The following is a 21,054-nucleotide window of genomic DNA, read 5'->3' on the forward strand; positions in this document are numbered from 1 at the left end:
TTAACGTAAATCAATTTTTTGCTGTAAAAATAGCGATTAATCGATAAATTGATTATGTTTATGTAAAATATTTGTAGCATTTTTTGAGGTTTAGAATAAAAAACGCTCCGGAAGCAAAGAAGTCTAGACGTCTAGATTGACAGTGGTGAAGAGTTCTCTTATTCTTGGCACAACTTGTTATGATGCGACTGCAATATTTAGCAGCATTCACTGTGTTGTTAAATAATCACCGATGACCGAGATTGAGTCGTACTCGCTTTTCTCATCCGACAATCCCAATTCGTTAAGATAAAGAGAGATCACTTTGACTAAAGCTACTTCATCAGCCACCACGGAGCCAAATAGCCCTGCATCGTTTGTGGCATTATTACCATTATTTTTGTTTTTAGGATTATTCATTGGCGCTGGCTTATATTTTCAAAGTCAGGGCATTGATTATGCGTTCTACCAATTACCCAGTGTGATTGCTATTTTACCTGCCATTGTATTGGCAATATTGTTATCAAAACAGCGCATCAATAATGCGATAGAAACCTTTATTGAAGGGATTGGCCACAGCAATATTATTGCTATGTGTTTAATTTATTTATTAGCGGGGGCTTTTGCTGCAGTGGCTAAAGCCACTGGTGGTGTTGATGCTACTGTTGCACTTGGCTTATCGTTTATTCCATCTAATCTATTGCTACCGGGCTTTTTCGTTATTGCCGCTTTTATTGCAACCTCGATGGGCACATCGATGGGCACGATTGCTGCGGTAGCTCCTGTGGCATTAGGCGTGGCTGATCAAGCGCAAATCGATTATGCCTTAATGGCGGGAGCAGTCATGTCGGGCGCATTATTTGGTGACAATTTATCGATTATTTCTGATACCACGATTGCGGCAACGCGTACTCAAGGTTGTGAAATGAAAGACAAGTTCCGAGAGAATTTAGTGTTTTCGATCCCAGCGTCGATCCTCACCTTGATTGCTTTTTCGTTTGTTGGTCAGGGCCAAGCAGATATTGCAGCTCAGGACATCGAAATCTTAAAAGTATTACCGTATTTAACCATTCTGGTGTTGGCTGTGGCCGGGTTAAACGTATTTGTCGTCTTGTCCCTCGGAATAGTATTAGCTGGCGTGACAGGCGTGCTGAGCTCTGATTATAGTGTTATCCAATTTGGTAATGATATTTACACTGGCTTTACTAATATGCAGGAAATTTTTATTCTGTCGATGTTAGTGGGTGGCTTAGCGGCATTAATGCAGCAACAAGGTGGATTAATCTTTGTCAGTAACCAAATTGAAGCCTTAATCCGTCGTTTTTCTAAAGCTAATGGTGAAGCCTCAAGCCGCGCGGCAGAGCTAGGAATGGCCGCTATTGTTGCCGCGACGAACACTTGCGTGGCTAACAATACCGTGTCGATTGTGGTAACGGGTGATATTGCTAAAGAGCTTGCTGAAAAACATGGCGTTTCGCCAAAACGCGCGGCGAGTATTTTAGATATTTTTGCTTGTATCATTCAGGGATTAATCCCCCATGGTGCCCAAGCATTATTAATTGCCTCGGTGTTTACCATTAGTCCATTAGTGGCAGTATCTAATGCTTGGTACTGTATGATTTTGGCCGTTATTGCTGTGATTATCGTGATTTTTCGTAAACGAGTCTAATCGGCTATACGCTCAATAATCCTCTGGCTTCATTGGCTCAAGCAAGTAAACGTCAGCTATGGAGTCGACAATGCCCAATCTTAAACGATTGGGCATTGTTTTATGGGGCTATTGATTATCGGCTTTTACTTTTGTACTTTACGCGTTAATATCCCGCACCCATTTTTTGTATAAGTATCGAACAGTGACAAGTAGAGTCCGTAATTATGATTTACATCTAGTGATTGTATTTATGTCATTGGCGGCGGCAGTTATCGGCTCTTTTGGTGTCGCAAGTGCGCTCATTGCTAAAGTGGATAGCATCAGCATAGAGATGTTAATGATCCGCCCTGACGCCCTTGGAAACTATATGAATTCATCGTTTGCTGTGGTGTTTAATTTATCACTGCTAGCAAGTGGTTCATGTTTCTTACTGGCGATGGTCGCTGTGTTTAATATTTTCCCTGATTTAATCAGCCGTTATATCGCTGTTCTTGGTGGTGTGGTGGGGTTCAGTATTGTATTAATGGGTGTATTTCCGATTAACTTTTTAGAGTTACATCGCAAAGTGTCGACGCTTTATTTACTCAGCTCTCTGGTATTGCACAGTATTTGCTTAGTGGATTATTTCAAACCAGGCAGCACGATGACCAAACGAATGCTTACCTTGAGCATTATTTCCTTATGTAGTGGCTTTGTATTGCTGATGCTGCTTGATTGGAGTCAGCTTGATTTTAGCGAGTGTTCAGCCGATTTCCCTCAATATTGTGTGGTGTCCTTATCCATGTGGTCATTAACCCAAGCAAATATTTTATGGTGTGTTTGCTTAGGATTAAGCTTGCTAAAAACCATTAGAACGCAACAAAATAACCTGTATAAATTAATCTAATCCCGTTTGTTACTGGGTATTATTACTTGAGCATCGTTTATGACATCAATGCGACTAAGCCACTATTTAGCTGTGTGTGGTGTGGCTTCAAGACGCCAAGCCGCACGACTGATTGACAGTGGCCGAGTGAGCGTTAATCATCAATTAGCCCAGCATAGCGATCGAGTCAAACTGTCTGAAGCGGTAACGGTTTTGGTTGATGGTCAACCGATTTTGCCGGTGCAACCCAAACAGTATTTTATCTATCATAAACCTGTTGGGATTGATTGCCGCTTATTAGCCGATGATCCCCATAGCTTACTGCATGTGTTGCCCGAATCGCCAAGGTTATATCCCGCTGGGCGTTTGGATAAAGATTCTCGCGGATTATTATTACTCACCAATGATGGTCAATTAACTCAAGCATTAATGCATCCTGATTTTTATCATCCGAAGACCTATGTTGTTCAAGTGAATAAACCTATTAAGCCAGAATTTTTACTGATGATGGCTCAAGGTGTGCAATATGGCGATGTGCACACACGACCTTGTGATATTAGAGCATTGAGCCCTGCGGCGGATGAAGATAGATTTAACATAGTCTTAACCCAAGGGTTAAATCGACAAATACGCCGTATGTGTCAGGCACTAGGCTATAAGGTAGTAGATTTAATTCGCACCCAGTTACTTGATGTGTGTCTTGATGATCTAGCAGAAAAAACAATGCGGCCATTAACGGCCGCAGAGTTATTGAGTCTTCAACGCTCAGTAAACTGAGCATAGGGTTAAATGGTCATTATTTAACAATGTCCATTTCAGCTAATAAGTTGTCAGCATTATCTAAATACTGCATGACCCAAAGCATATAACGACTATCTACTTGGATTGAACGGTTGGTTTGTGGATCATATCCCCAGTCACCAATGATACTCTCGTACACGCCGTCAAACAGTAAACCGACCAATTCGGCGCGGCCATTTAAGGTCGGAGAACCTGAATTACCGCCAGTAGTGTCTAAGGTTGACAAGAAATTAACCGGCACAGAGTCAATCGCTTTAACATAATAGTCGCCGTATTGTTTTTGCTTAATTAGCTCAAGTTCTTTAGCTGGCGCATCAAATGGATCTATACCCGTGTCTTTAGCCAAAATACCTTCTAAACGCGTAAACGGCACCGCAACTAATCCATCCTGTGGTGAGTAACCTTTCACATTGCCGACAGTCACACGTAGGCTTGAGTTCGCATCAGCATACACAGGTTTACCTTGCTCGCGGTTATAGGCAATGATCGCATCCATATACTGTGGACGCACTTTCATTAATTCACCTTCTAACTGCTTTTGCTGTTTTTCTCGCGCCATATCGGCGTCAAAGGTTTGTACCGCATACTGAATGAATGGGTCATTTGATGCGGTAAAGTCTGCAACCGATTTATTCATCCATGCTAAGCGAGTCGCTTTGTCATTTAGCTTGGTATTGGCATACATATTGTCGAGTGTTTTGTCCAATGCTTTAGCGTCAAACTTATCGCTAATACCAAAGGCTTTGTCTAACGATGCTAAACGTTGTTTTGCAGGTAATGCCGCATAGCGGGTAAGTAAGTCTGCGAGAAGTGCTTTATCTACACTGGCTGCATAACGGCGATCAATTCGCTCCATGCTTGAGGTAAAGTTAGTCATGTCGCGGTCTTGATAACCTGGTTCACGTTCCATATCCGCTAAGGTTTTTTCATGGGCTAAGCGATATAAATTACGCGCAGTGGTCACCATAGTGGTGTAACCAATATAGCCTAGCAACATATCACGCTGCTGATCTTGTTGGCTCTTAGCGACCAGTTTTTCTAAGCTTGATAAGGTTTTGCCATATTGTTGCTGGCGTTTTTTGTCTTGGTTAATCCAGTTAGCTAAATCAGTTTCAACTTTTACGCGCTCAGCAAGCATGGATGATTTACCATAAAACTCAATCATAGAGGTAAAGTTTTTAGCATAATTTGCTAAGCCAGCAATTAAGCTTTCGTATTTAATTCGCTCATCGCTGCCCTCTGCTGCAGTCTGTTTGATGATATCAATCATGCTTTCTTGCAGCTCTTTACCCTGCGGATAAGCCCAGCCAAATTGATTTTTAACTTCATCTGCAGTGCGATATCGATTTGTACGGCCAGGGTAGCCCGCAACCATGACGAAATCGCCATCACTAACGCCTTTAGCTGATACTTTTAAAAAGCTTTTTGGCTCATAGGGAACGTTATCTTTACTGAAATCAGCAGGCTTACCATCTTTTGATACGTAAGCACGATAAAACGAAAAGTCACCGGTATGACGTGGCCACATCCAGTTATCGATATCGCCACCGTATTTACCCACGCTAGCGGCTGGGTTGTAGGCTAAACGCACATCGCGTATTTCTAACTGTTTAACCAAATAATATTCTAGGCCACCATGGAAACTATAAACTTGGCAACGGTAACCATCTTCTTTTTCACATTCAGCAACTAAGGTTTTTTCTTGTAGCTCAATACCTTTATAAAAGTCATTGCCTACTTTATCCATTTGGCCAGCGGTAATTTTATCGGTTACCTTAGTTACGGCTTCGGTAACGAAAATACGAGACCCCGGTGTAGCAGGTAATTCTTCGGCATAGGTTTTTGCTAAGAAGCCATCTTTAAGCAAGTTTTTTTCAGGAGTTGAATTGTACTGAATTGCGCCATAAGCACAGTGGTGGTTGGTGACCACTAAGCCCTTAGGCGATACAAATGAAGCGGTACAACCACCAAGGCTGATCACGGCATTCATTGGAAACTCAGTCAATTTAGAAATTGAATCAGCGCTGATCTCTAAGCCTTTTGCTTTAAGCTCATCAGCCATTGCGGGAAGTTGATGTGGCTGCCACATCCCTTCATCTGCCGACGCGCCAAAGCTGGCTGCAATAGCGACAGTTAATAACCATTTTTTCATTATATAATTCCGTTTAGGGTTTAGCGTGCGATGAATATTATTGCTGTTGTCTCTAATTTTTTGCTTAATTCTTGTTTCATCATGGCTAATGTTGGTAGTCCATAAAACAAAAAAGTCAGGCTAAGCCTGACTTTAACAAATGTTTAACCATCTTAAAAGCGTTTGAAAAACTCGCTTACAAATCCGGTTAATCAGTTAGTTCATTTAGGTTAATGCCACTATTAACTGAGCAATAACAATTAATATACCGAGTAAACCTGCGACAACAAGCCCTAAAGTACCACCAGATACTTGATAACCGCCCAATTGCTGTGAGCGTTGTTTTAATGCCATTGCAATGGGCAAGAAGATGATCATCACTACCAATGGGATAGCAGCAAAACCAAGGACTTTAAAAAAGCCGTCGGGGTAATAAAGCGCGCACAATAGAGGTGGTATAAAGGTCATTAACCAGGTTTTTGCACGTCCAGCAGCATCGTCGTTGGCTCGCGTGAGCTCGGCTATGTAATCGAACAAGCTCATGGTGACACCTAAAAATGAAGTAATTAATGCGAGGTTAGCAAATAAATCAATAGCTTGGCTGATAATTTGTGATTGGGCTAAGCTTTGTAAGGCGGTAACAAGTTTAGGTAATGAACCTCCAAAGCTATGTACTGTTTCACCACCTAAAGAGCCTAAGGTCACTAATAACCATAGAATGTAACAAATCAGCGGAATGGTTGAGCCAATTAAGAGCACTTTTCTAAGAGAAACGGCATTACCTTCTAAGTAGCGCACAATGGTAGCAATACACACATGGAAACCAAATGAGGTGAACACCACAGGAATAGCTGCTAACCATAATTGCTGCAGCGCAGTGCCTGAAGCGACTTCGGTTGAATAATTGTTTAATGCACTGATTAGGTTAACGTCGGGTAATAGAAATGCCACCACAATGACCAGTAACACCACCATAGAAGTAAACAAAATACGTGATACTTTATCAATCCATTTTACGCCAATGGCAATTAATCCGCCAAAAATAACCGTAAACAGTATGACTGCCACTTGGTTGCTCATGTTTATGCCAATGGGCTGTAAACGGGTTTCTAATAGCGACGACCCTCCCATCAAATACACCATAGTTAAAGCGAACAATAAGCTGAGAAAAGAACCTCCTTGGATTAGCTGGCCGACTTTACCCAGGGTTTTACCGGTAATGGCATGAACATTATCGCCGATACCAGAGTGAAGATTAATTTCTAGCATCAATAATGAGGTATAAGCGGATAGGCCCCAAATGACCACGAGTAAAATTAATGCTGGGATTATGCCTAATGCCGCTGTTGCTAATGGCAGCGCAAGCATGCCACCCCCAATTGCAGTCCCTGCTACAATCGAAATAGAGCCTAAAGTTTTAAAATTCACCGAAAACGTCCTGTCTAATTATTATTTTATTTGTGTCGGACATTAGCAGAAGGGTGACAGAGCAGGCAAGGATCTTTGATGGTTATAGGCTAACAGCTGCGTTTATAAACAATTACTCAACATTTAGCTAAACGGTTTTACACTATGATTTTGCAATAGTGTATCATTACGTCAGTACTGCGTTAAGCTCTTTACTGTATCAATGCGTTGATTAAATCTGATCATAAGCTATAATGCCCATCGTTTTAGGGGAGTAGCTAACCTAAGCATATCGACACGATATGATTAGGAGTAAGTGTCAACATACTTGGCCTCATGCCATGGTACTTACGGCAAAATTATTGATGTTAATGATTTCGCCATGCAAGACCTAAGCACTGTCACTGCATCAAGGGGTATGCGGCGGTCTGTGCTTAGTCGTCATTTACCCCTAGGATTATCACATTGGAAGCTTTATTTGCCTCAACCTTTACTGTTGCTATTGCTGAAATCGGCGACAAAACTCAATTATTGGCTTTACTACTCGCTGTCAGATTCAGTAATAAAACGGCTATCATATTAGGCATTCTACTTGCCACCTTATTAAACCATTTTCTTGCTGCATGGATTGGTCAATGGGCCATTGCTTGGATTGATCCTCAATGGGCCACCTATTTGGTAGCCGGTTCATTTTTTGCCATTGCTTTATGGGTGCTCATACCCGATAAAATGGATGACGATGATAACCGTTTTTATAAATTAGGTGCTTTTACTGCGACGTTTATTTTGTTTTTTATCGCCGAAATTGGTGACAAAACACAAATTGCTACTGTTGTCTTAGCGGCAAAATATCAATCATTAACCTGGGTTGTTATCGGCACCACATTGGGTATGCTGATTGCTAATGTCCCTGTGGTATTGGCAGGTCATTTTAGTGCGAACAAACTACCAATGAAGCTTATTCATCGCGGTTGTGCCGTGCTATTTGCACTGCTTGGTGTCGCGACACTCATGTGGTAAATGGAGGTTCAATGCCCGATAGTCGACTGCTTGATGCACAAACTGCTCGAGGATTACCTTGGGTGGTTGCCATTGCTTTTTTTATGCAGTCGCTTGACGGGACAATCCTCAATACCGCTTTACCCGCAATGGCCAATGACTTAAACGAAGATCCGCTGCGCATGCAAGGCGTCATTATCGCTTACATGCTCACGGTTGCTCTGTTGATCCCCGCTTCCGGTTGGATTGCAGATCGCTTTGGTACTAAGAAAATCTTCTTTGGTGCCATCCTATTGTTTAGTTTTGGTTCATTGCTTTGTGCATTGTCGCATTCGTTGGACATGTTAATTGGCGCTAGAGTCATTCAGGGCTTGGGTGGTGCGTTAATGCTGCCCGTTGGTCGGCTAGTTGTGCTGCGGGCGTACCCGCGTTCTGAGTTGGTGCGGATCATGGGCTTTATCACCATCCCCGGTCTACTCGGTCCTTTAATTGGTCCTGTGATGGGCGGTTGGATGGTGCAATATCTCACTTGGCATTGGATCTTTTTGATTAACTTACCTGTCGGCATTGTGGGGTGTTATGCGGTTTGGAGGTTTATTCCTGACCTTCGTGGTAAGGAAAGGTCGCGTTTCGATACCCTAGGCTTTTTGTTGTTTGGTGCGGCGATGTTGTTGATTACCGTTGCTATGGAAGGATTAGGTGAACTGCATCTGCCACACTTGCGAGTGATGTTGCTGTTGTTTGGTGGCATGGCATGCTTAATTGCCTATTGGCTTCGAGCTGGGCGAATTGATCAGCCACTGTTTTCCCCATTATTGTTCCAAACCAGAACATTTGCTATAGGTCTGTTTGGTAATCTGTTTGCTCGTTTGGGCAGTGGTGCATTGCCTTTTTTGGTGCCATTGTTGCTGCAAGTCGCTTTGGGTTATTCACCATCTCAGGCGGGAATGAGTATGCTGCCATTGGCTGCTGCGGCAATAATGGCCAAATCAGTGGCTCGTCCCATTATTGAACGTTTAGGTTATCGATTTGTATTAACCGCTAATACACTGGCTCTGGGATTGATGCTGGCGAGCATAGGCTTAGTTAACGAGCACACCCCTTATTGGTTGTTACTGGGCGTGTTGGCCTTCATGGGCGCGATTAACTCATTGCAGTTTACCGCAATGAATGCCGTGACTTTAATCGATCTTGATGATGCTAGTGCCAGTAGCGGTAACAGCCTATTGTCGGTAGTCGGGCAATTATCATTAAGTTTGGGAGTTGCCTGTGCCGGTGCTTTACTCGGTGGTTTTAGTGCCAATATTGGTAGCGATAACGCCGCGACAGTACTTGGGGCGTTCCAGCTCACTTTTGTGACAGTCGGGGTGATGACTATGTTAGCCGCCGTGATTTTTTCGCAGTTATCTAAAGACGATGGCCGTTTGATAATCGATTCATAATGGTACATCATCTTGCCATTTTCTGATAAAAGTCTTTATTTTCAATCTATTGTTGTTTAATTAAATCGTCCTGTGATTCGCATTGAATTTGTTATTTATAACGTGGTTTTGTCACCCAAATCATGCTCTATACATGATGCTGTTTGACATTAATTACAATCACTCTGTTTGTTTTTTGTGCAGCCCCTGCACATACTTAATTTTATAATTGCTTAAAATGTAAGCATGCATAAGCGTTGTTGATAGGCGTGTGCAGTTAAATGTGTAATCGCATGTTAAAGGAGCCACGATATGGATATGAAGAAACATGGTTTATCAATAGGCATAAACCGAATTGAAAATGTGTTTTTTGTGACATTAAAAGCAACGGGCACACTAACCCACGAAGACTATCTCGTCATTACCCCTATGTTAGAAGGGGCTTTAAGCCAAGTTAATCAACCTAAAGTGAGTTTATTTCTCGACGCCACTGAACTTGAGGGCTGGGATTTACGCGCTGCTTGGGATGATTTGTCACTGGGATTAAAGCACAAATCTGAGTTTGAAAGAGTGGCTATTTGGGGCAATAAAAATTGGCAAGAATGGGCGGCCAAAATCGGTAGTTGGTTTATCGCGGGCGAGATTAAATATTTCGAAGATGAAGATGACGCATTGAAATGGCTGCGTTACTAAATTCGCATCGCAGGTATAAGCCAATCTTTAGTCGCGACTATTGATGAGCTTCTTGTGCAGTGTGTCGTTCGTAAAAAAGCCCTAGGAATATAAAAAATATTCACTAGGGTTTTTAGGACGCTACAAATAAATTATGCAGTTGTATTAATATTATGGCCACTGTTGCCTACGGGTTGCGGCGCTGGTGCTAGTGCAGCTTCGATGAGTTGCAATGCCATTTGCCCTTCAGCTTTTTGCTGATCTTTAGCCATAACGGCAACTTTCAAGCTGTTGCCTGAATCAATCGTTGTAGGCATTGAAGAAGGTGAGTTAATGCTAAGTGACATGATTAACCTTAATATAAAAAACCAATGGTATAAGTATAACGGCCGAAAACCCAAAGACTTGATTATTTTTTATCAAAAATAACGCGAGATGCCTTTTTTGATTATAGGTTGTGCACAACCAATGTTATGATTAACCCATATTAGTGGTTAGTGGAGTTTGACCTATGTCTAGTAAAGTGCTTAATGAATCTCAATTACCTTCAGTGCAAAACCCGCTAGCACTTGAAAACCAAGTGTGTTTTTCGTTGTATAGTGCGACTAATGCAATGATCCGCGCCTATCGGCCATTGTTAGATGAGTTATCACTAACTTATCCGCAATATTTAGTGATGATGGTGTTGTGGAAAGAGCCAGGAATTAGTGTCAAAACCTTAGGTGAAAAATTACACCTTGATTCTGGAACCTTAACGCCCTTGTTAAAACGCCTAGAAAGCAAAGGTTTAGTGAGCCGTGGTCGCAGTGAATTAGATGAACGTGTGCGTGTTCTACATGTTACTGAGCAAGGCCAACAATTATATCAACAAGCCTTGAGTATTCCTGAGCAAATGCGCTGTAAAGTGGGTGGCACTATTGAGGACTTACAGCAACTCAAACAACTGTGTGATCACGCTTTTATGATGTTAAATTCTGGAGAGGCAAACAGCTGTGAAATGTGACTATTTTGAGCGTGGCGATTGTTTGTCATGCCGCAATATTCAACTGCCAATGGTTGAGCAAGTAAATGTAAAACAGCAAAAATTAACGGATTTGTTTCGTGACATGTCGGTTAAACAATGGTTTTCACCGATATTAAGTGCAGAATCTGGCTTTCGTAATAAAGCCAAAATGGTGGTATTAGGTGCCGCTCATGAGCCTATTTTAGGATTGGTTAATCCACAAGGGGAGCCGATCAGCTTATGTGATTGTTCGTTATACCCTAAAGATATGCAATTGTTATTACACCGTTTAGAGCGATTTGTGCAGCAAGCGGGTGTGCCTCCTTATCGAGTCGATAAGGCCAAAGGTGAGCTCAAATTTATTTTGCTGACTCGTAGTCAAAGTAGTGGCCAGTTTATGCTGCGTTTTGTTTTGCGTAGCGATAACGCGATCGCGCGAATTGAACGAGAATTACCGCAGTTACTGCAAGAATTTCCTCAAATTACCTTAGTGTCGGCTAATATTCAGCCGATTCATATGGCTATTTTAGAAGGTGAAAGAGAAATCTTTTTAACCGAAACTACGCGCTTAGAAGAACAACTGAATCATGTGCCGTTATTTATTCGGCCAAAAAGCTTTTTTCAAACAAATCCTGACGTTGCGGCGCAGTTGTATCAGATTGCAAGGGGGTGGGTTACTGAGTTTACACCTAACTATATTTGGGACTTATTCTGTGGTGTCGGCGGTTTTGGGTTGCATTGTGCTGATCATCAAATTCGCTTAACGGGTATAGAGATTGAATCAGAAGCAATAGAATGTGCCATCTTGTCAGCCAGCAAACTTGGGCTGACACAAGTGGATTTTAGTGCTCTTGATTCAACCCATTTTGCACAAGGGCAATCAGCTGAAGTCAAACCCGATCTTATTATTGTTAACCCACCGCGGCGAGGATTAGGTAAAACCTTATGCGATTCATTGAGCGAGTTTGCGCCCAAAGCCATTGTGTATTCTAGCTGTAATCCACACACCTTAATGACAGATTTAGCCTGTATTACGGGTTATGAAATTACCAAAGTACAAATGTTTGATATGTTTCCTCATACGGATCATTTTGAGGTATTGGTTATGTTAGAGCTGCTGCAATAGGCCGAGTTAATCTCAACGTTGAGTTGATATAAAGCATGTAAGCCACGCTCAGAATATTTGAGGCATTTCATCGCAAGCTGGTGGTTTTTATTGCTGACAAGTTGAGGTAATACGATTTAGCCGAATAATGGATTATTTGATAAATGTTTATTTTCTCCAACTAAGCTTTGTAGCACTACACGATGACTCTACCTAACGAGAAAATATAAGTTGCTGATAAATATTAGTATTATGTATGGTGATGGGGGCATTTTTTTATTGTCATAAAAATGCCATCTCATTGTCATAGCATTGTTAATCACTATAAAAAGGTATTCGGACAATGTGGCAAATATTTACTCGCTTTTTAGCATTAGGTCTAATCAGTTTTGGCGGCCCTGCAGCGCATATAGGCTACTTCAGAAAAGTCTTTGTTGACGATCAGCAATGGTTAGACAGTAAACAGTACTCAAGCTTTGTTGCCCTAAGTCAGTTTATGCCGGGGCCAGGTTCCAGTCAGGTTGGTTTTGCAATTGGTTATCATCGTGGTGGTCTATTAGGTGGTCTTGCTGCCTTTTTAGGTTTTACCTTACCGTCTTTTTTATTGATGTTTTTATTTGCCGTTACCAGTGCACAATGGCTCGAGTTGACTGCTGTTGCGGGTGCCATCCATGGTTTAAAACTACTCGCTGTCGTGGTTGTTGCTGAAGCAACTTTGTCAATGTTCACCCAATTCTGTCAACGAAAAACCGCTAAAATACTTATGGCAGCAACAGCTGTTGCCATCATTTTAATGCCGTCATTATTAATGCAAATTGGGGTGTTAATTGTGGCAGCGATTGTTGGAGTCATGTTGATGACTCGAGGCGACAGTATTACGCCAGAAAACCCTCCGATAGAGCTTAATTATGTTTGGTTAGGGCTATTTATTACAGTAATAGTGGCATCGTTATATTTTATTAATCAACCAGATAGCCTAGGACAAATTTTTGCACAATTCTTCCAAGTCGGTAGTTTAGTCTTTGGTGGCGGACATGTGGTTTTACCCTTACTTGAAACCAGTGTTGGCGAATACATTACTGCCGATCGTTTTCTTAGCGGTTATGCGCTTGCACAAGCCATCCCTGGGCCCATGTTTACTCTAGCTACTTTCTTAGGCGCTGATTTATGGTTAGAGTCACCTATTTTAGGGGCGATAGTTGCCACTCTGGCAATTTTTCTTCCTGGATTTTTACTGATGCTGGTGGGGTTAAAAAGCTGGCATAGCATTAGCCAACGTCCTGCAATTGCGGGTGCGTTAGCAGGTGTTAATGCTGCCGTTGTGGGATTATTGCTGGCAGCACTTTATCAGCCAGTATTCACAAGTGCGGTCATCATGCCGCAGGACATGGCATTAGTGATTATTGGTTTTAGTGTATTAAAAGTCTTTAAGCCAAGCCTTGTATGGTTAGTCATAGGATTTGCAGCAATGGGTAGTGGGTTGTCTATGTTGTAAAACGGTTATTATATTGTACGTTTTGCGATAGGCCGCACTTTTTTGAGTAGTCATAGTTTGTTAATGTAACCATTTATAATAAATAGACTATTATATTTGTAGACTATTATCTTAAAAGACCTTCAAAAGGCTACCACTATGCTGAGATCTTCATTACGCAATAAACTATTGGGGTTATCGTTAATTCCGCTAACGTTGATCCTCACAGTATTACTGAGCATTTTTTACGTTAACGAAGGTGCATCGCTGAAAAGAGATATTGATAATTTTCGCAGTGAATTAATTTCAGAACGCAAAAATCAACTTAAAGAATCTGTTCAGATTGCCCAGGGAGTCGTTGAATATGAACTCTCTTTGGGTGATAAAGGTAATGTTAATGCGGCATTGCGAGACTTACGTTTTGGCACAGCAGGGTATTTTTTTATCTATGATGATGCGGGGATGAATATTTTTCATCCGACTATGCCTGAACTTGAAGGCCAAAACAAAATTGACATGGCCGATCCCAATGGCACTAAAATTATTGTTGGGCTATTAGATGCCGCTAAATCCGGGAGCGGTAATTTTTCTTATTATTACAAAAAGCCTGGTAGAGAACAGTTAGTTGAAAAACTCGGTTTCGCGGTAATGGTCCCCAATACCCATTGGATGTTAGGCTCTGGCGCTTACATTGATGATATTGAAGAGTCTATTGCGGCTTATGAAACCTATAAAACTGAAGAGATGAATCAAAAAGCATTCTTATTTTTATTAATTGCTTTGGGTTTAACAGGGATAACTGCTTTTGCTGTAGTCATTATGGCCCATAGAATGGTGGTGCCTATCCAAAATATGGCTAGCTCATTAAATGATATCGCCAAAGGTGAGGGTGATTTAACTAAACGTCTTGAGATAACAAGCATTGATGAGATCGGCCAGTTAGGCAGTGCTTTTAACCTGTTCATTGACAAGTTACAGAATATTATTGGTGATGTAGCGGGGGCGACTGATAGGGTTAAACATGCAGCGCAAAGCATTAGTGGTCAAACAGTGTCAATGACTGAGCAGCTTTATAATCATAACAATGAAATTGATCAGGTTGTGACCGCGATTACTGAAATGTCTGCGACCGCTCATGATGTGGCTCATAATACTAATATGGTTGCTGAAGCAACACATGCGGCTTCTGATAACGTCGGAAAAGCGCAAGACTGTGTCGATACATCATTAACTGAAGTGTCTAATTTGATGACCCAAATTGACAATGCCGCCGCCAATGTGAAGTCATTAAGTGAGCAGTCGAAAAAGATTAACTCAGTGCTGAGTGTGATCGGTGGAATTGCAGAGCAAACCAATTTACTGGCACTTAATGCGGCCATTGAAGCTGCCCGAGCTGGCGAGCAAGGTCGAGGCTTTGCTGTGGTTGCTGATGAAGTCAGAAATTTAGCCAGTCGCACTCAAACCAGTACCGTCGAAATTAATGAAATGCTGTCTGAACTGCATAAGTTAGTCACCAAAGCGGTACAAGCCATGGAACAGAGCCAAGCCAGTTGTTTAAGTTCAGTTGAGTCTTCTAGGGCCATTTCTGAAAGTTTAGGCGCTGTTACCTCATCAGTGACCAGCATTAATGACATGAGTACTCAAATAGCTACAGCAGCTACCGAACAAAGCTCAGTAACCGAAGAAATTAATCGTAATATTAATTCAGTGCAAGAGATTGTGAATACGCTATTAGCGGCCAGTCAAGATGCTTCTGATATGAGCAAAACGGTGGCCAATGAAGGCTCGACGCTTTCTAAGTTAGTCGGTCAATTTAAAATATAATAGTGACTGTTATTGGGTTGGAAAATGAACCTTAAGGGTTCATTTTTTTTCGTCATAATCTGAAGTGTTTTTTCACTATTATGGGTATTTTTTAGCATTATCAGTCAGCCATTCCTAGGCTTAATTCTTAACCGAATCCTTATTCAATCTTTTGTGGAAGTTGTTATACAACAATATGGCGTACATTTAGTCGTTACACTCACGGTTATGGTTTTTCTGATATTGATTCAGTGAAATATATTCGTCATTTGTTTATTAATAATCATCCTTCCGGTCTAGGTTTAGCGCCTATCATGAGGTAAAATGCGCCGTTGCACCTTTTGTTAACTGCTAAATTTAAGTTGAATATTCATGTTTGAAGTTAATCCGGTAAAATTCAAAATTAAAGAGCTCGCTGAACGTACTGAGCTACTTCGGGGGTATCTTTGACTACGCTGCCAAAAGTGAGCGCTTAGAAGAAGTCAGTCGCGAGCTAGAAAGCCCAGAAGTGTGGAATGAGCCTGAACGTGCGCAAGCATTAGGTAAAGAGCGCGCTGCGTTGGTTGTCGTGGTCAAAACCATTGATGATATGGACTCAGGTCTTGAAGATATCGAAGGGTTACTTGAACTTGCCATTGAAGAAGATGACGAAGAAACCTTTAACGATGCAGCTGCAGAACTTGAGGTGTTAGACACTCGTCTAGCCGATCTCGAATTTCGCCGCATGTTTTCTGGTAAGAGTGATGCGTCAAACTGTTACTTGGATATTCAATCTGGTTCGGGCGGCACTGAAGCCCAAGACTGGGCCAACATGGTGCTGCGCATGTACTTACGCTGGGGCGATGCACATGGTTTTAGCCCCGAGTTAATGGAAGTTACCGACGGTGATGTGGCCGGTATTAAAGGTGCTACGATTAAGTTCACTGGTGAGTATGCTTTTGGATGGATGCGAACTGAAACGGGTGTCCACCGTTTAGTGCGTAAATCACCTTTTGATTCATCTGGCAAACGCCATACTTCTTTTTGCTCTGTGTTCGTTTATCCAGAAATTGATGATGATATTGAGATCGATATTAATCCATCCGATTTACGTATCGACACTTATCGTGCATCAGGCGCGGGTGGCCAACACGTCAACAAAACAGATTCTGCGATACGTATTACGCATTTGCCAACCAACACTGTGGTGCAATGTCAAAACGATCGCTCGCAACATAAAAACCGCGATTCTGCCTTTAAACAGTTAAAGGCGAAGTTGTATGAGTTAGAAATGCATAAACAAAATGCCGATAAGCAAGCTGCTGAAGATGCAAAATCAGATATCGGTTGGGGCAGTCAAATTCGTTCTTATGTATTAGACGACGCCCGTATTAAAGATTTACGTACAGGGATTGAGAACCGCAACACTCAATCAGTGCTGGATGGTGATTTAGATAAGTTTATTGAAGCCAGCCTAAAATCAGGACTTTAATTAAATTAACTTTTTCCGCCATGTAAGTGTGGCGAGTAAACGCGAGAATATAACATGACTGAACACGTACAAGATGAAAACAAACTGATTGCTGAACGTCGCGCTAAATTAGAGCACATCCGCACCAGTTGTCCTGCTAATGCGCATCCAAATACATGGCAACGTAGCCATAAAGCGGCTGAGTTACAGGCGCAATATGGTGAGCAGACCAAAGAAGCGTTAGAAGAACTCGCTTTTCAAACCAGCATTGCAGGCCGTGTTATGGCTAAGCGTGGTCCATTTTTAGTGATTCAAGACGTGTCTGGTCGTATTCAAGCTTATGCTGGTAAGCCAGTCCAAGGCGATTTAAAAGAGCGTTATCAAGGTTTAGACATCGGTGACATTGTTGGTGTTAAAGGTCAGCTGCATTTATCTGGCAAGGGCGACTTGTACGTTAATATGGAAGAGTATCAATTACTGACCAAAGCATTGCGTCCGTTACCTGAGAAATTCCACGGTTTAACCGACCAAGAAACTCGCTATCGCCAGCGCTATGTTGACTTGATCGTTAACGAAGACTCGCGCAACGCGTTCATTATGCGCTCTAAAGTGGTTTCTGCCATTCGTAACTTCATGATCAAAAAAGAGTTCATGGAAGTTGAAACCCCAATGATGCACGTTATTCCTGGTGGTGCTTCTGCACGTCCATTTGTGACTCATCACAATGCATTAGACATGGCCATGTACTTGCGTATTGCGCCAGAACTATACCTTAAGCGTTTAGTGGTCGGTGGTTTTGAGCGCGTATTCGAAATTAACCGTAACTTCCGTAACGAAGGTTTGTCACCACGTCATAACCCAGAATTCACTATGATGGAATTCTATATGGCCTATGCTGATTACAAAGACTTAATGGACTTAACTGAAGAAATGCTCAGTTCAATCGCCATTGAGTTAACGGGTAGTGCGCAAATGCCATACGGCGAGCACACAGTAGATTTTGGTGGCCCCTATGCACGTTTGAGCATGTTAGAAGCTATTCAAAAGTACAACCCTGACAATGCGACTATTCAAGCGATGACTTACGAGCAAGTGAAAGACGTAGAGTTTATGCGCGACTTAGCATCGAGCCTAGGCATCAAGCTAGAGAAATTCTGGACTTGTGGTCAGTTATTAGAAGAGATTTTCGGTGAAACCGCTGAAACTAAGCTGATGCAACCAACGTTCATTACTGGTTACCCTGCGGATATTTCGCCTTTAGCACGCCGTAATGATAACAATGACTTCATCACCGACCGTTTTGAATTTTTCATTGGTGGCCGCGAAGTGGCAAACGGCTTTAGCGAGCTGAACGATGCTGAAGATCAAGACAACCGCTTTAAAGCGCAAGTTGATGCTAAAGATGCAGGCGATGACGAAGCAATGTTCTATGACGCTGACTACATCACCGCACTTGAGCACGGTTTACCGCCAACAGCGGGTCAAGGTATTGGTATCGATCGTTTAGTGATGCTATTCACTAACACTCATACTATCCGCGACGTGATTTTATTCCCAGCGATGCGCCCACAAGCGTAATTGTACTTGTCGGCTAGCCGTCGAGTTAGTCGCCTAATAAAAAAGTAAAAACCAGCCAACAGGCTGGTTTTTGTTTTATCACTTTCAGAATAAGCACATTAGCTGAGGTATTTATTTAAGCGTTTTATATGGACTAAAAATGCGCATTAACCATCTGGTAGGTCTTATAGCCGCCGCTGAGATTGCGCACTTTAAAACCATGCTGGACTAGCATGCAATAGGCAACGTGCCCGCGTAAACCGACTTGGCAGAACACCAGTAATTCTTTGTCTTTTGGGAGCTCATTGAGTCGATCTCGAAGTTCTGGTAGCGGAATATTAATCGCCCCCTCAATTGCGCCCACGGCAGTTAATTCACCAGGATTTCGCACATCGACTATCATTTGTGTTGCAGTCAAGTGATGTAGATCTTGAACATGACAAACAGCTTCATCACCCAATAATACATTGGCAGCGACCATGCCTGCTTGGTTAACCACATCTCGTGCAGAACCAAAAGGAGGCGCGTAAGTCAGTTCAAGGTCGGCTAAATCATACACTGTCATGCCCGCACGTTGTGCCACGGCCAATACGTCTATACGCTTATCTACGCCATCAATTCCAGCGGCCTGAGCGCCTAAAATACGGCCAGAATCAGGACAAAATAATAATTTTAAGGTAATAGGATGCGCCCCTGGATAATAACTGGCATGACTGGCAGTGTGCACATAGATTTTTTCATAAGGAATAGCTTGCTTGAGTAAACTTTTTTCATTTAATCCAGTAGAGGATATGGCCATATCAAAAAGCTTACAGATAGCTGTGCCTTGAGTCGCACGATATAATTTCTTCCCCCCGAGCATGTTATCTGCGGCTAATCTGCCTTGGCGGTTTGCTGGCCCTGCAAGTGGGATCAGTGTCGGCTTACCAGTCACAAAATCAGCTGTTTCGATAGCATCACCAACAGCATAAATATCAGCATCAGAGGTTTGCATCCCAGCATCAACCGCCATACCACCCAGCGGCCCCAATACTAAACCGCACTCAGAGGCCAAGCGAGTTTCTGGTTTTACACCAATGGCGAGAATGACTAAATCTGTTGCTAAGGTATTGTTATCTGTTAAGTCTAATGTCAAATGGTAATGGGGAGAGAGAGGTTTATCGTAGTCATCAGTATTATCGGCTTCAGAGAGTTTTATAGGGCAATCATTGACAGCGGCCAAGCCTGTTTTTAAGCGTAAATCAACCCCGTTATCGACAAGCTTTTGGTGCAGCATATTGGCCATTTCAATATCTACTGGCCCCATTACCTGGTCAGCAAGTTCGAGCAAGCTCACTTCTAATCCGAGATGGCGTAACGCTTCTACCATTTCTAAACCAATAAAACCTCCACCCACCACGGTAGCGTGTTTAGGTTTATGCAGTAAAAGGGTAGACAACACTTTATCCATATCAGGAATATTACGTAGGCTATGAACAAAATGATGATTAATGCCACTGATTGGAGGCTTAATGGGGGATGCACCTGGACTGAGTAATAGTTTATCGTAAGACTCTAGATATGTTTCATTAGTAATAAGGTTACGTACGTTAAGTTGCTTTGCTTGTCTGTCGATAGCAATTACTTCGTTAAATACACGCACATCAATATTGAAACGTGACTTGAAGCTTTCTGGTGTTTGCAGTAATAGTGAGTCGCGCGATTCGATTTCGCCGCTTATATGGTATGGCAAACCGCAGTTGGCAAATGAAACAAACTCGCCACGCTCTAGCATGATGATTTCAGCCGTTTCAGATACCCGTCTTGCTCTTGCTGCTGCAGATGCACCACCGGCAACACCACCAATAATGACTATTTTAGTCATAGCTGTCTCCAAGAAAAAATTGATTAATAATGAAGTGACTATTTATTAGGTTTTCTGTTTATCTGATTTTTTGTCAAGTGCATGTTGGCAATTAAAGCAATAACCATACATATTGAGGCTATGGTGATGAATACTCATACCGTGATGCTCTGCCGCTAACCCTAAGCGCAGCTCAATCAAGGGATCGATAAAATCAATTAACTTACCGCAAGTTAAGCAAAGTAAATGATCATGGCGGGGCTTATTATTGAGTTCATAAACGGCACTTTCAGATTCAAATAGTCGTCTAACAACGAGGCCAGCCCGCTCAAAATGGGTCATAATTCGATATACAGAATTAAGGCCAATTGCTTCTCCCCGAGCATTTAACCCCTGATAGATATTTTCTACTGTCAAATGCTGCTCATCGACTTGAGTTAAAAACTCAAGTAACTTACATCTTTGTGTGGTTATTTTGAGGCCAGAGTCTTTTAATACTGCTTGCATTAGACTTACCTAAACACGCCAATGCGTGTTACCAGTGTGTACTATTTAGTTGATATATTTGTCATCAACGCTTTGCCATAAATAAGGCTATCAACCACTTTATATCGAGCTCCTTTCACTAAGTTAGCCAAGGTTTGGCGGGATATTCCCATCGACTTAGCGGCTTCTTGCTGCTGCATTCCTAGCAAGTCAACTAAGCGCAAAGCTTCAATTTCATCTTCTGCAAGTGGAACCTGCTCTAATTGCATCATAGGAATACCATTAGGCTTAAAGCAAATATTGGCTAATTGAGCACATATGGTTCGGGGGATTTTGGGTCTTGCCATTTAGCACCTCATTTATAGCATATGCTATATATACTGAGTTTAGTTTGTACATGCAAGATT

The 21,054-nt window shown here is 42.1% G+C and carries 18 protein-coding genes and 1 riboswitch; of the genes, 12 read left to right on the top strand and 6 right to left on the bottom strand.

Annotation, left to right across the window (positions count from 1 at the left end; genetic code table 11):
• Nucleotides 1-304: 304 nt before the first annotated feature.
• The 3 genes from H5114_RS15530 (at nt 305) to H5114_RS15540 (ending at nt 3,272) form a co-directional block, all read left to right on the top strand.
• A complete protein-coding gene (locus tag H5114_RS15530; RefSeq protein ID WP_182723405.1) occupies nt 305-1,648 on the top strand; it encodes a Na+/H+ antiporter NhaC family protein in 1,344 nt (447 codons plus the stop codon).
• A gap of 184 nt (nt 1,649-1,832) precedes the next feature.
• Nucleotides 1,833-2,516 (top strand): hypothetical protein, encoded by a 684-nt coding sequence (locus tag H5114_RS15535; protein ID WP_182723406.1) that lies wholly within the window; start codon nt 1,833-1,835, stop codon nt 2,514-2,516.
• A gap of 48 nt (nt 2,517-2,564) precedes the next feature.
• Entirely contained in the window at nt 2,565-3,272 is a 708-nt protein-coding gene (locus H5114_RS15540; RefSeq protein ID WP_182698640.1) for a 23S rRNA pseudouridine(2604) synthase RluF, read from the top strand.
• A 19-nt stretch (nt 3,273-3,291) separates the two neighbouring features.
• On the opposite strand, the gene H5114_RS15545 is transcribed toward H5114_RS15540, so the two are convergent.
• Together H5114_RS15545 and H5114_RS15550 are read right to left on the bottom strand one after the other, a co-directional pair.
• The gene (locus tag H5114_RS15545; RefSeq protein ID WP_182723407.1) at nt 3,292-5,448 is read right to left on the bottom strand and encodes a S46 family peptidase; all 2,157 of its coding nucleotides are present in this window, start codon (nt 5,446-5,448) and stop codon (nt 3,292-3,294) included.
• A gap of 204 nt (nt 5,449-5,652) precedes the next feature.
• Nucleotides 5,653-6,855 (bottom strand): aromatic amino acid transport family protein, encoded by a 1,203-nt coding sequence (locus tag H5114_RS15550; RefSeq protein ID WP_182698603.1) that lies wholly within the window; start codon nt 6,853-6,855, stop codon nt 5,653-5,655.
• 236 nt (nt 6,856-7,091) lie between these two features.
• Nucleotides 7,092-7,201: riboswitch (yybP-ykoY riboswitch) on the top strand.
• A gap of 98 nt (nt 7,202-7,299) precedes the next feature.
• Here H5114_RS15550 and H5114_RS15555 point away from each other — a divergent pair.
• The 3 genes from H5114_RS15555 to H5114_RS15565 all read left to right on the top strand — a co-directional run bounded on the left by H5114_RS15555 (nt 7,300) and on the right by H5114_RS15565 (nt 9,947).
• Complete coding sequence (locus tag H5114_RS15555; RefSeq protein WP_124017342.1) at nt 7,300-7,854, top strand: TMEM165/GDT1 family protein; 555 nt, start codon at nt 7,300-7,302, stop codon at nt 7,852-7,854.
• An 11-nt stretch (nt 7,855-7,865) separates the two neighbouring features.
• Nucleotides 7,866-9,275, top strand: a complete 1,410-nt coding sequence (gene mdtD / locus H5114_RS15560; RefSeq protein WP_182723408.1) for a multidrug transporter subunit MdtD — start codon at nt 7,866-7,868, stop codon at nt 9,273-9,275.
• 291 nt (nt 9,276-9,566) lie between these two features.
• The gene (locus tag H5114_RS15565) at nt 9,567-9,947 is read left to right on the top strand and encodes an STAS/SEC14 domain-containing protein (RefSeq protein WP_124017344.1); all 381 of its coding nucleotides are present in this window, start codon (nt 9,567-9,569) and stop codon (nt 9,945-9,947) included.
• A 131-nt stretch (nt 9,948-10,078) separates the two neighbouring features.
• Here H5114_RS15565 and H5114_RS15570 read toward each other — a convergent pair whose 3' ends face one another.
• A complete protein-coding gene (locus tag H5114_RS15570) occupies nt 10,079-10,273 on the bottom strand; it encodes a cytoplasmic protein (protein ID WP_124017345.1) in 195 nt (64 codons plus the stop codon).
• Nucleotides 10,274-10,437: 164 nt separating this feature from the next.
• Between H5114_RS15570 and H5114_RS15575 the strand changes: the two genes are divergently transcribed.
• The 6 genes from H5114_RS15575 (at nt 10,438) to lysS (ending at nt 18,339) form a co-directional block, all read left to right on the top strand.
• Nucleotides 10,438-10,929 carry a MarR family winged helix-turn-helix transcriptional regulator gene (locus H5114_RS15575; protein WP_124017346.1) on the top strand — a complete coding sequence of 164 codons (492 nt, stop codon included), beginning with the start codon at nt 10,438-10,440 and terminating at the stop codon, nt 10,927-10,929.
• Between the two features lie 49 nt (nt 10,930-10,978).
• Nucleotides 10,979-12,055, top strand: a complete 1,077-nt coding sequence (rlmC, locus tag H5114_RS15580) for a 23S rRNA (uracil(747)-C(5))-methyltransferase RlmC (RefSeq protein ID WP_259395314.1) — start codon at nt 10,979-10,981, stop codon at nt 12,053-12,055.
• A 322-nt stretch (nt 12,056-12,377) separates the two neighbouring features.
• The gene (chrA, locus tag H5114_RS15585) at nt 12,378-13,529 is read left to right on the top strand and encodes a chromate efflux transporter (protein WP_182723410.1); all 1,152 of its coding nucleotides are present in this window, start codon (nt 12,378-12,380) and stop codon (nt 13,527-13,529) included.
• A gap of 138 nt (nt 13,530-13,667) precedes the next feature.
• Nucleotides 13,668-15,332: a methyl-accepting chemotaxis protein gene (locus H5114_RS15590; protein WP_124017349.1), complete on the top strand. Its 1,665-nt coding sequence runs from the start codon at nt 13,668-13,670 to the stop codon at nt 15,330-15,332.
• A 351-nt stretch (nt 15,333-15,683) separates the two neighbouring features.
• A protein-coding gene (gene prfB / locus H5114_RS15595; RefSeq protein WP_165870142.1) for a peptide chain release factor 2 occupies nt 15,684-16,782 on the top strand; the annotation gives its coding sequence in 2 pieces (ribosomal slippage) (nt 15,684-15,758 and nt 15,760-16,782; 1,098 coding nt in all).
• Nucleotides 16,783-16,836: 54 nt separating this feature from the next.
• Entirely contained in the window at nt 16,837-18,339 is a 1,503-nt protein-coding gene (gene lysS, locus H5114_RS15600) for a lysine--tRNA ligase (RefSeq protein WP_124017351.1), read from the top strand.
• Between the two features lie 133 nt (nt 18,340-18,472).
• Here lysS and H5114_RS15605 read toward each other — a convergent pair whose 3' ends face one another.
• From H5114_RS15605 to H5114_RS15615, 3 genes are read right to left on the bottom strand one after another with little or no spacing between them, the layout of a single operon-like run.
• The gene (locus H5114_RS15605) at nt 18,473-20,182 is read right to left on the bottom strand and encodes an FAD-dependent oxidoreductase (RefSeq protein WP_182723411.1); all 1,710 of its coding nucleotides are present in this window, start codon (nt 20,180-20,182) and stop codon (nt 18,473-18,475) included.
• 45 nt (nt 20,183-20,227) lie between these two features.
• Entirely contained in the window at nt 20,228-20,668 is a 441-nt protein-coding gene (locus tag H5114_RS15610) for a transcriptional repressor (RefSeq protein WP_182723412.1), read from the bottom strand.
• Between the two features lie 41 nt (nt 20,669-20,709).
• Complete coding sequence (locus H5114_RS15615; protein ID WP_182723413.1) at nt 20,710-20,994, bottom strand: DUF134 domain-containing protein; 285 nt, start codon at nt 20,992-20,994, stop codon at nt 20,710-20,712.
• Nucleotides 20,995-21,054 lie beyond the last annotated feature (60 nt).

This window comes from Shewanella sp. SR43-8 (assembly GCF_014163775.1).
GTDB classification, from domain to species: Bacteria; Pseudomonadota; Gammaproteobacteria; order Enterobacterales; family Shewanellaceae; genus Shewanella; species Shewanella vesiculosa.

Excerpts from the sequence above, each read along its gene's own strand:
- H5114_RS15540 (WP_182698640.1), top strand. The coding sequence starts at position 2,565 with ATGCGACTAAGCCACTATTTAGCTGTGTGTGGTGTGGCTTCAAGACGC.
- H5114_RS15545 (WP_182723407.1), bottom strand. The coding sequence starts at position 5,448 with ATGAAAAAATGGTTATTAACTGTCGCTATTGCAGCCAGCTTTGGCGCG.
- mdtD (WP_182723408.1), top strand. The coding sequence starts at position 7,866 with ATGCCCGATAGTCGACTGCTTGATGCACAAACTGCTCGAGGATTACCT.
- H5114_RS15565 (WP_124017344.1), top strand. The coding sequence starts at position 9,567 with ATGGATATGAAGAAACATGGTTTATCAATAGGCATAAACCGAATTGAA.
- H5114_RS15570 (WP_124017345.1), bottom strand. The coding sequence starts at position 10,273 with ATGTCACTTAGCATTAACTCACCTTCTTCAATGCCTACAACGATTGAT.
- H5114_RS15575 (WP_124017346.1), top strand. The coding sequence starts at position 10,438 with ATGTCTAGTAAAGTGCTTAATGAATCTCAATTACCTTCAGTGCAAAAC.
- rlmC (WP_259395314.1), top strand. The coding sequence starts at position 10,979 with ATGGTTGAGCAAGTAAATGTAAAACAGCAAAAATTAACGGATTTGTTT.
- chrA (WP_182723410.1), top strand. The coding sequence starts at position 12,378 with ATGTGGCAAATATTTACTCGCTTTTTAGCATTAGGTCTAATCAGTTTT.
- H5114_RS15590 (WP_124017349.1), top strand. The coding sequence starts at position 13,668 with ATGCTGAGATCTTCATTACGCAATAAACTATTGGGGTTATCGTTAATT.
- lysS (WP_124017351.1), top strand. The coding sequence starts at position 16,837 with ATGACTGAACACGTACAAGATGAAAACAAACTGATTGCTGAACGTCGC.
- H5114_RS15605 (WP_182723411.1), bottom strand. The coding sequence starts at position 20,182 with ATGACTAAAATAGTCATTATTGGTGGTGTTGCCGGTGGTGCATCTGCA.
- H5114_RS15610 (WP_182723412.1), bottom strand. The coding sequence starts at position 20,668 with ATGCAAGCAGTATTAAAAGACTCTGGCCTCAAAATAACCACACAAAGA.
- H5114_RS15615 (WP_182723413.1), bottom strand. The coding sequence starts at position 20,994 with ATGGCAAGACCCAAAATCCCCCGAACCATATGTGCTCAATTAGCCAAT.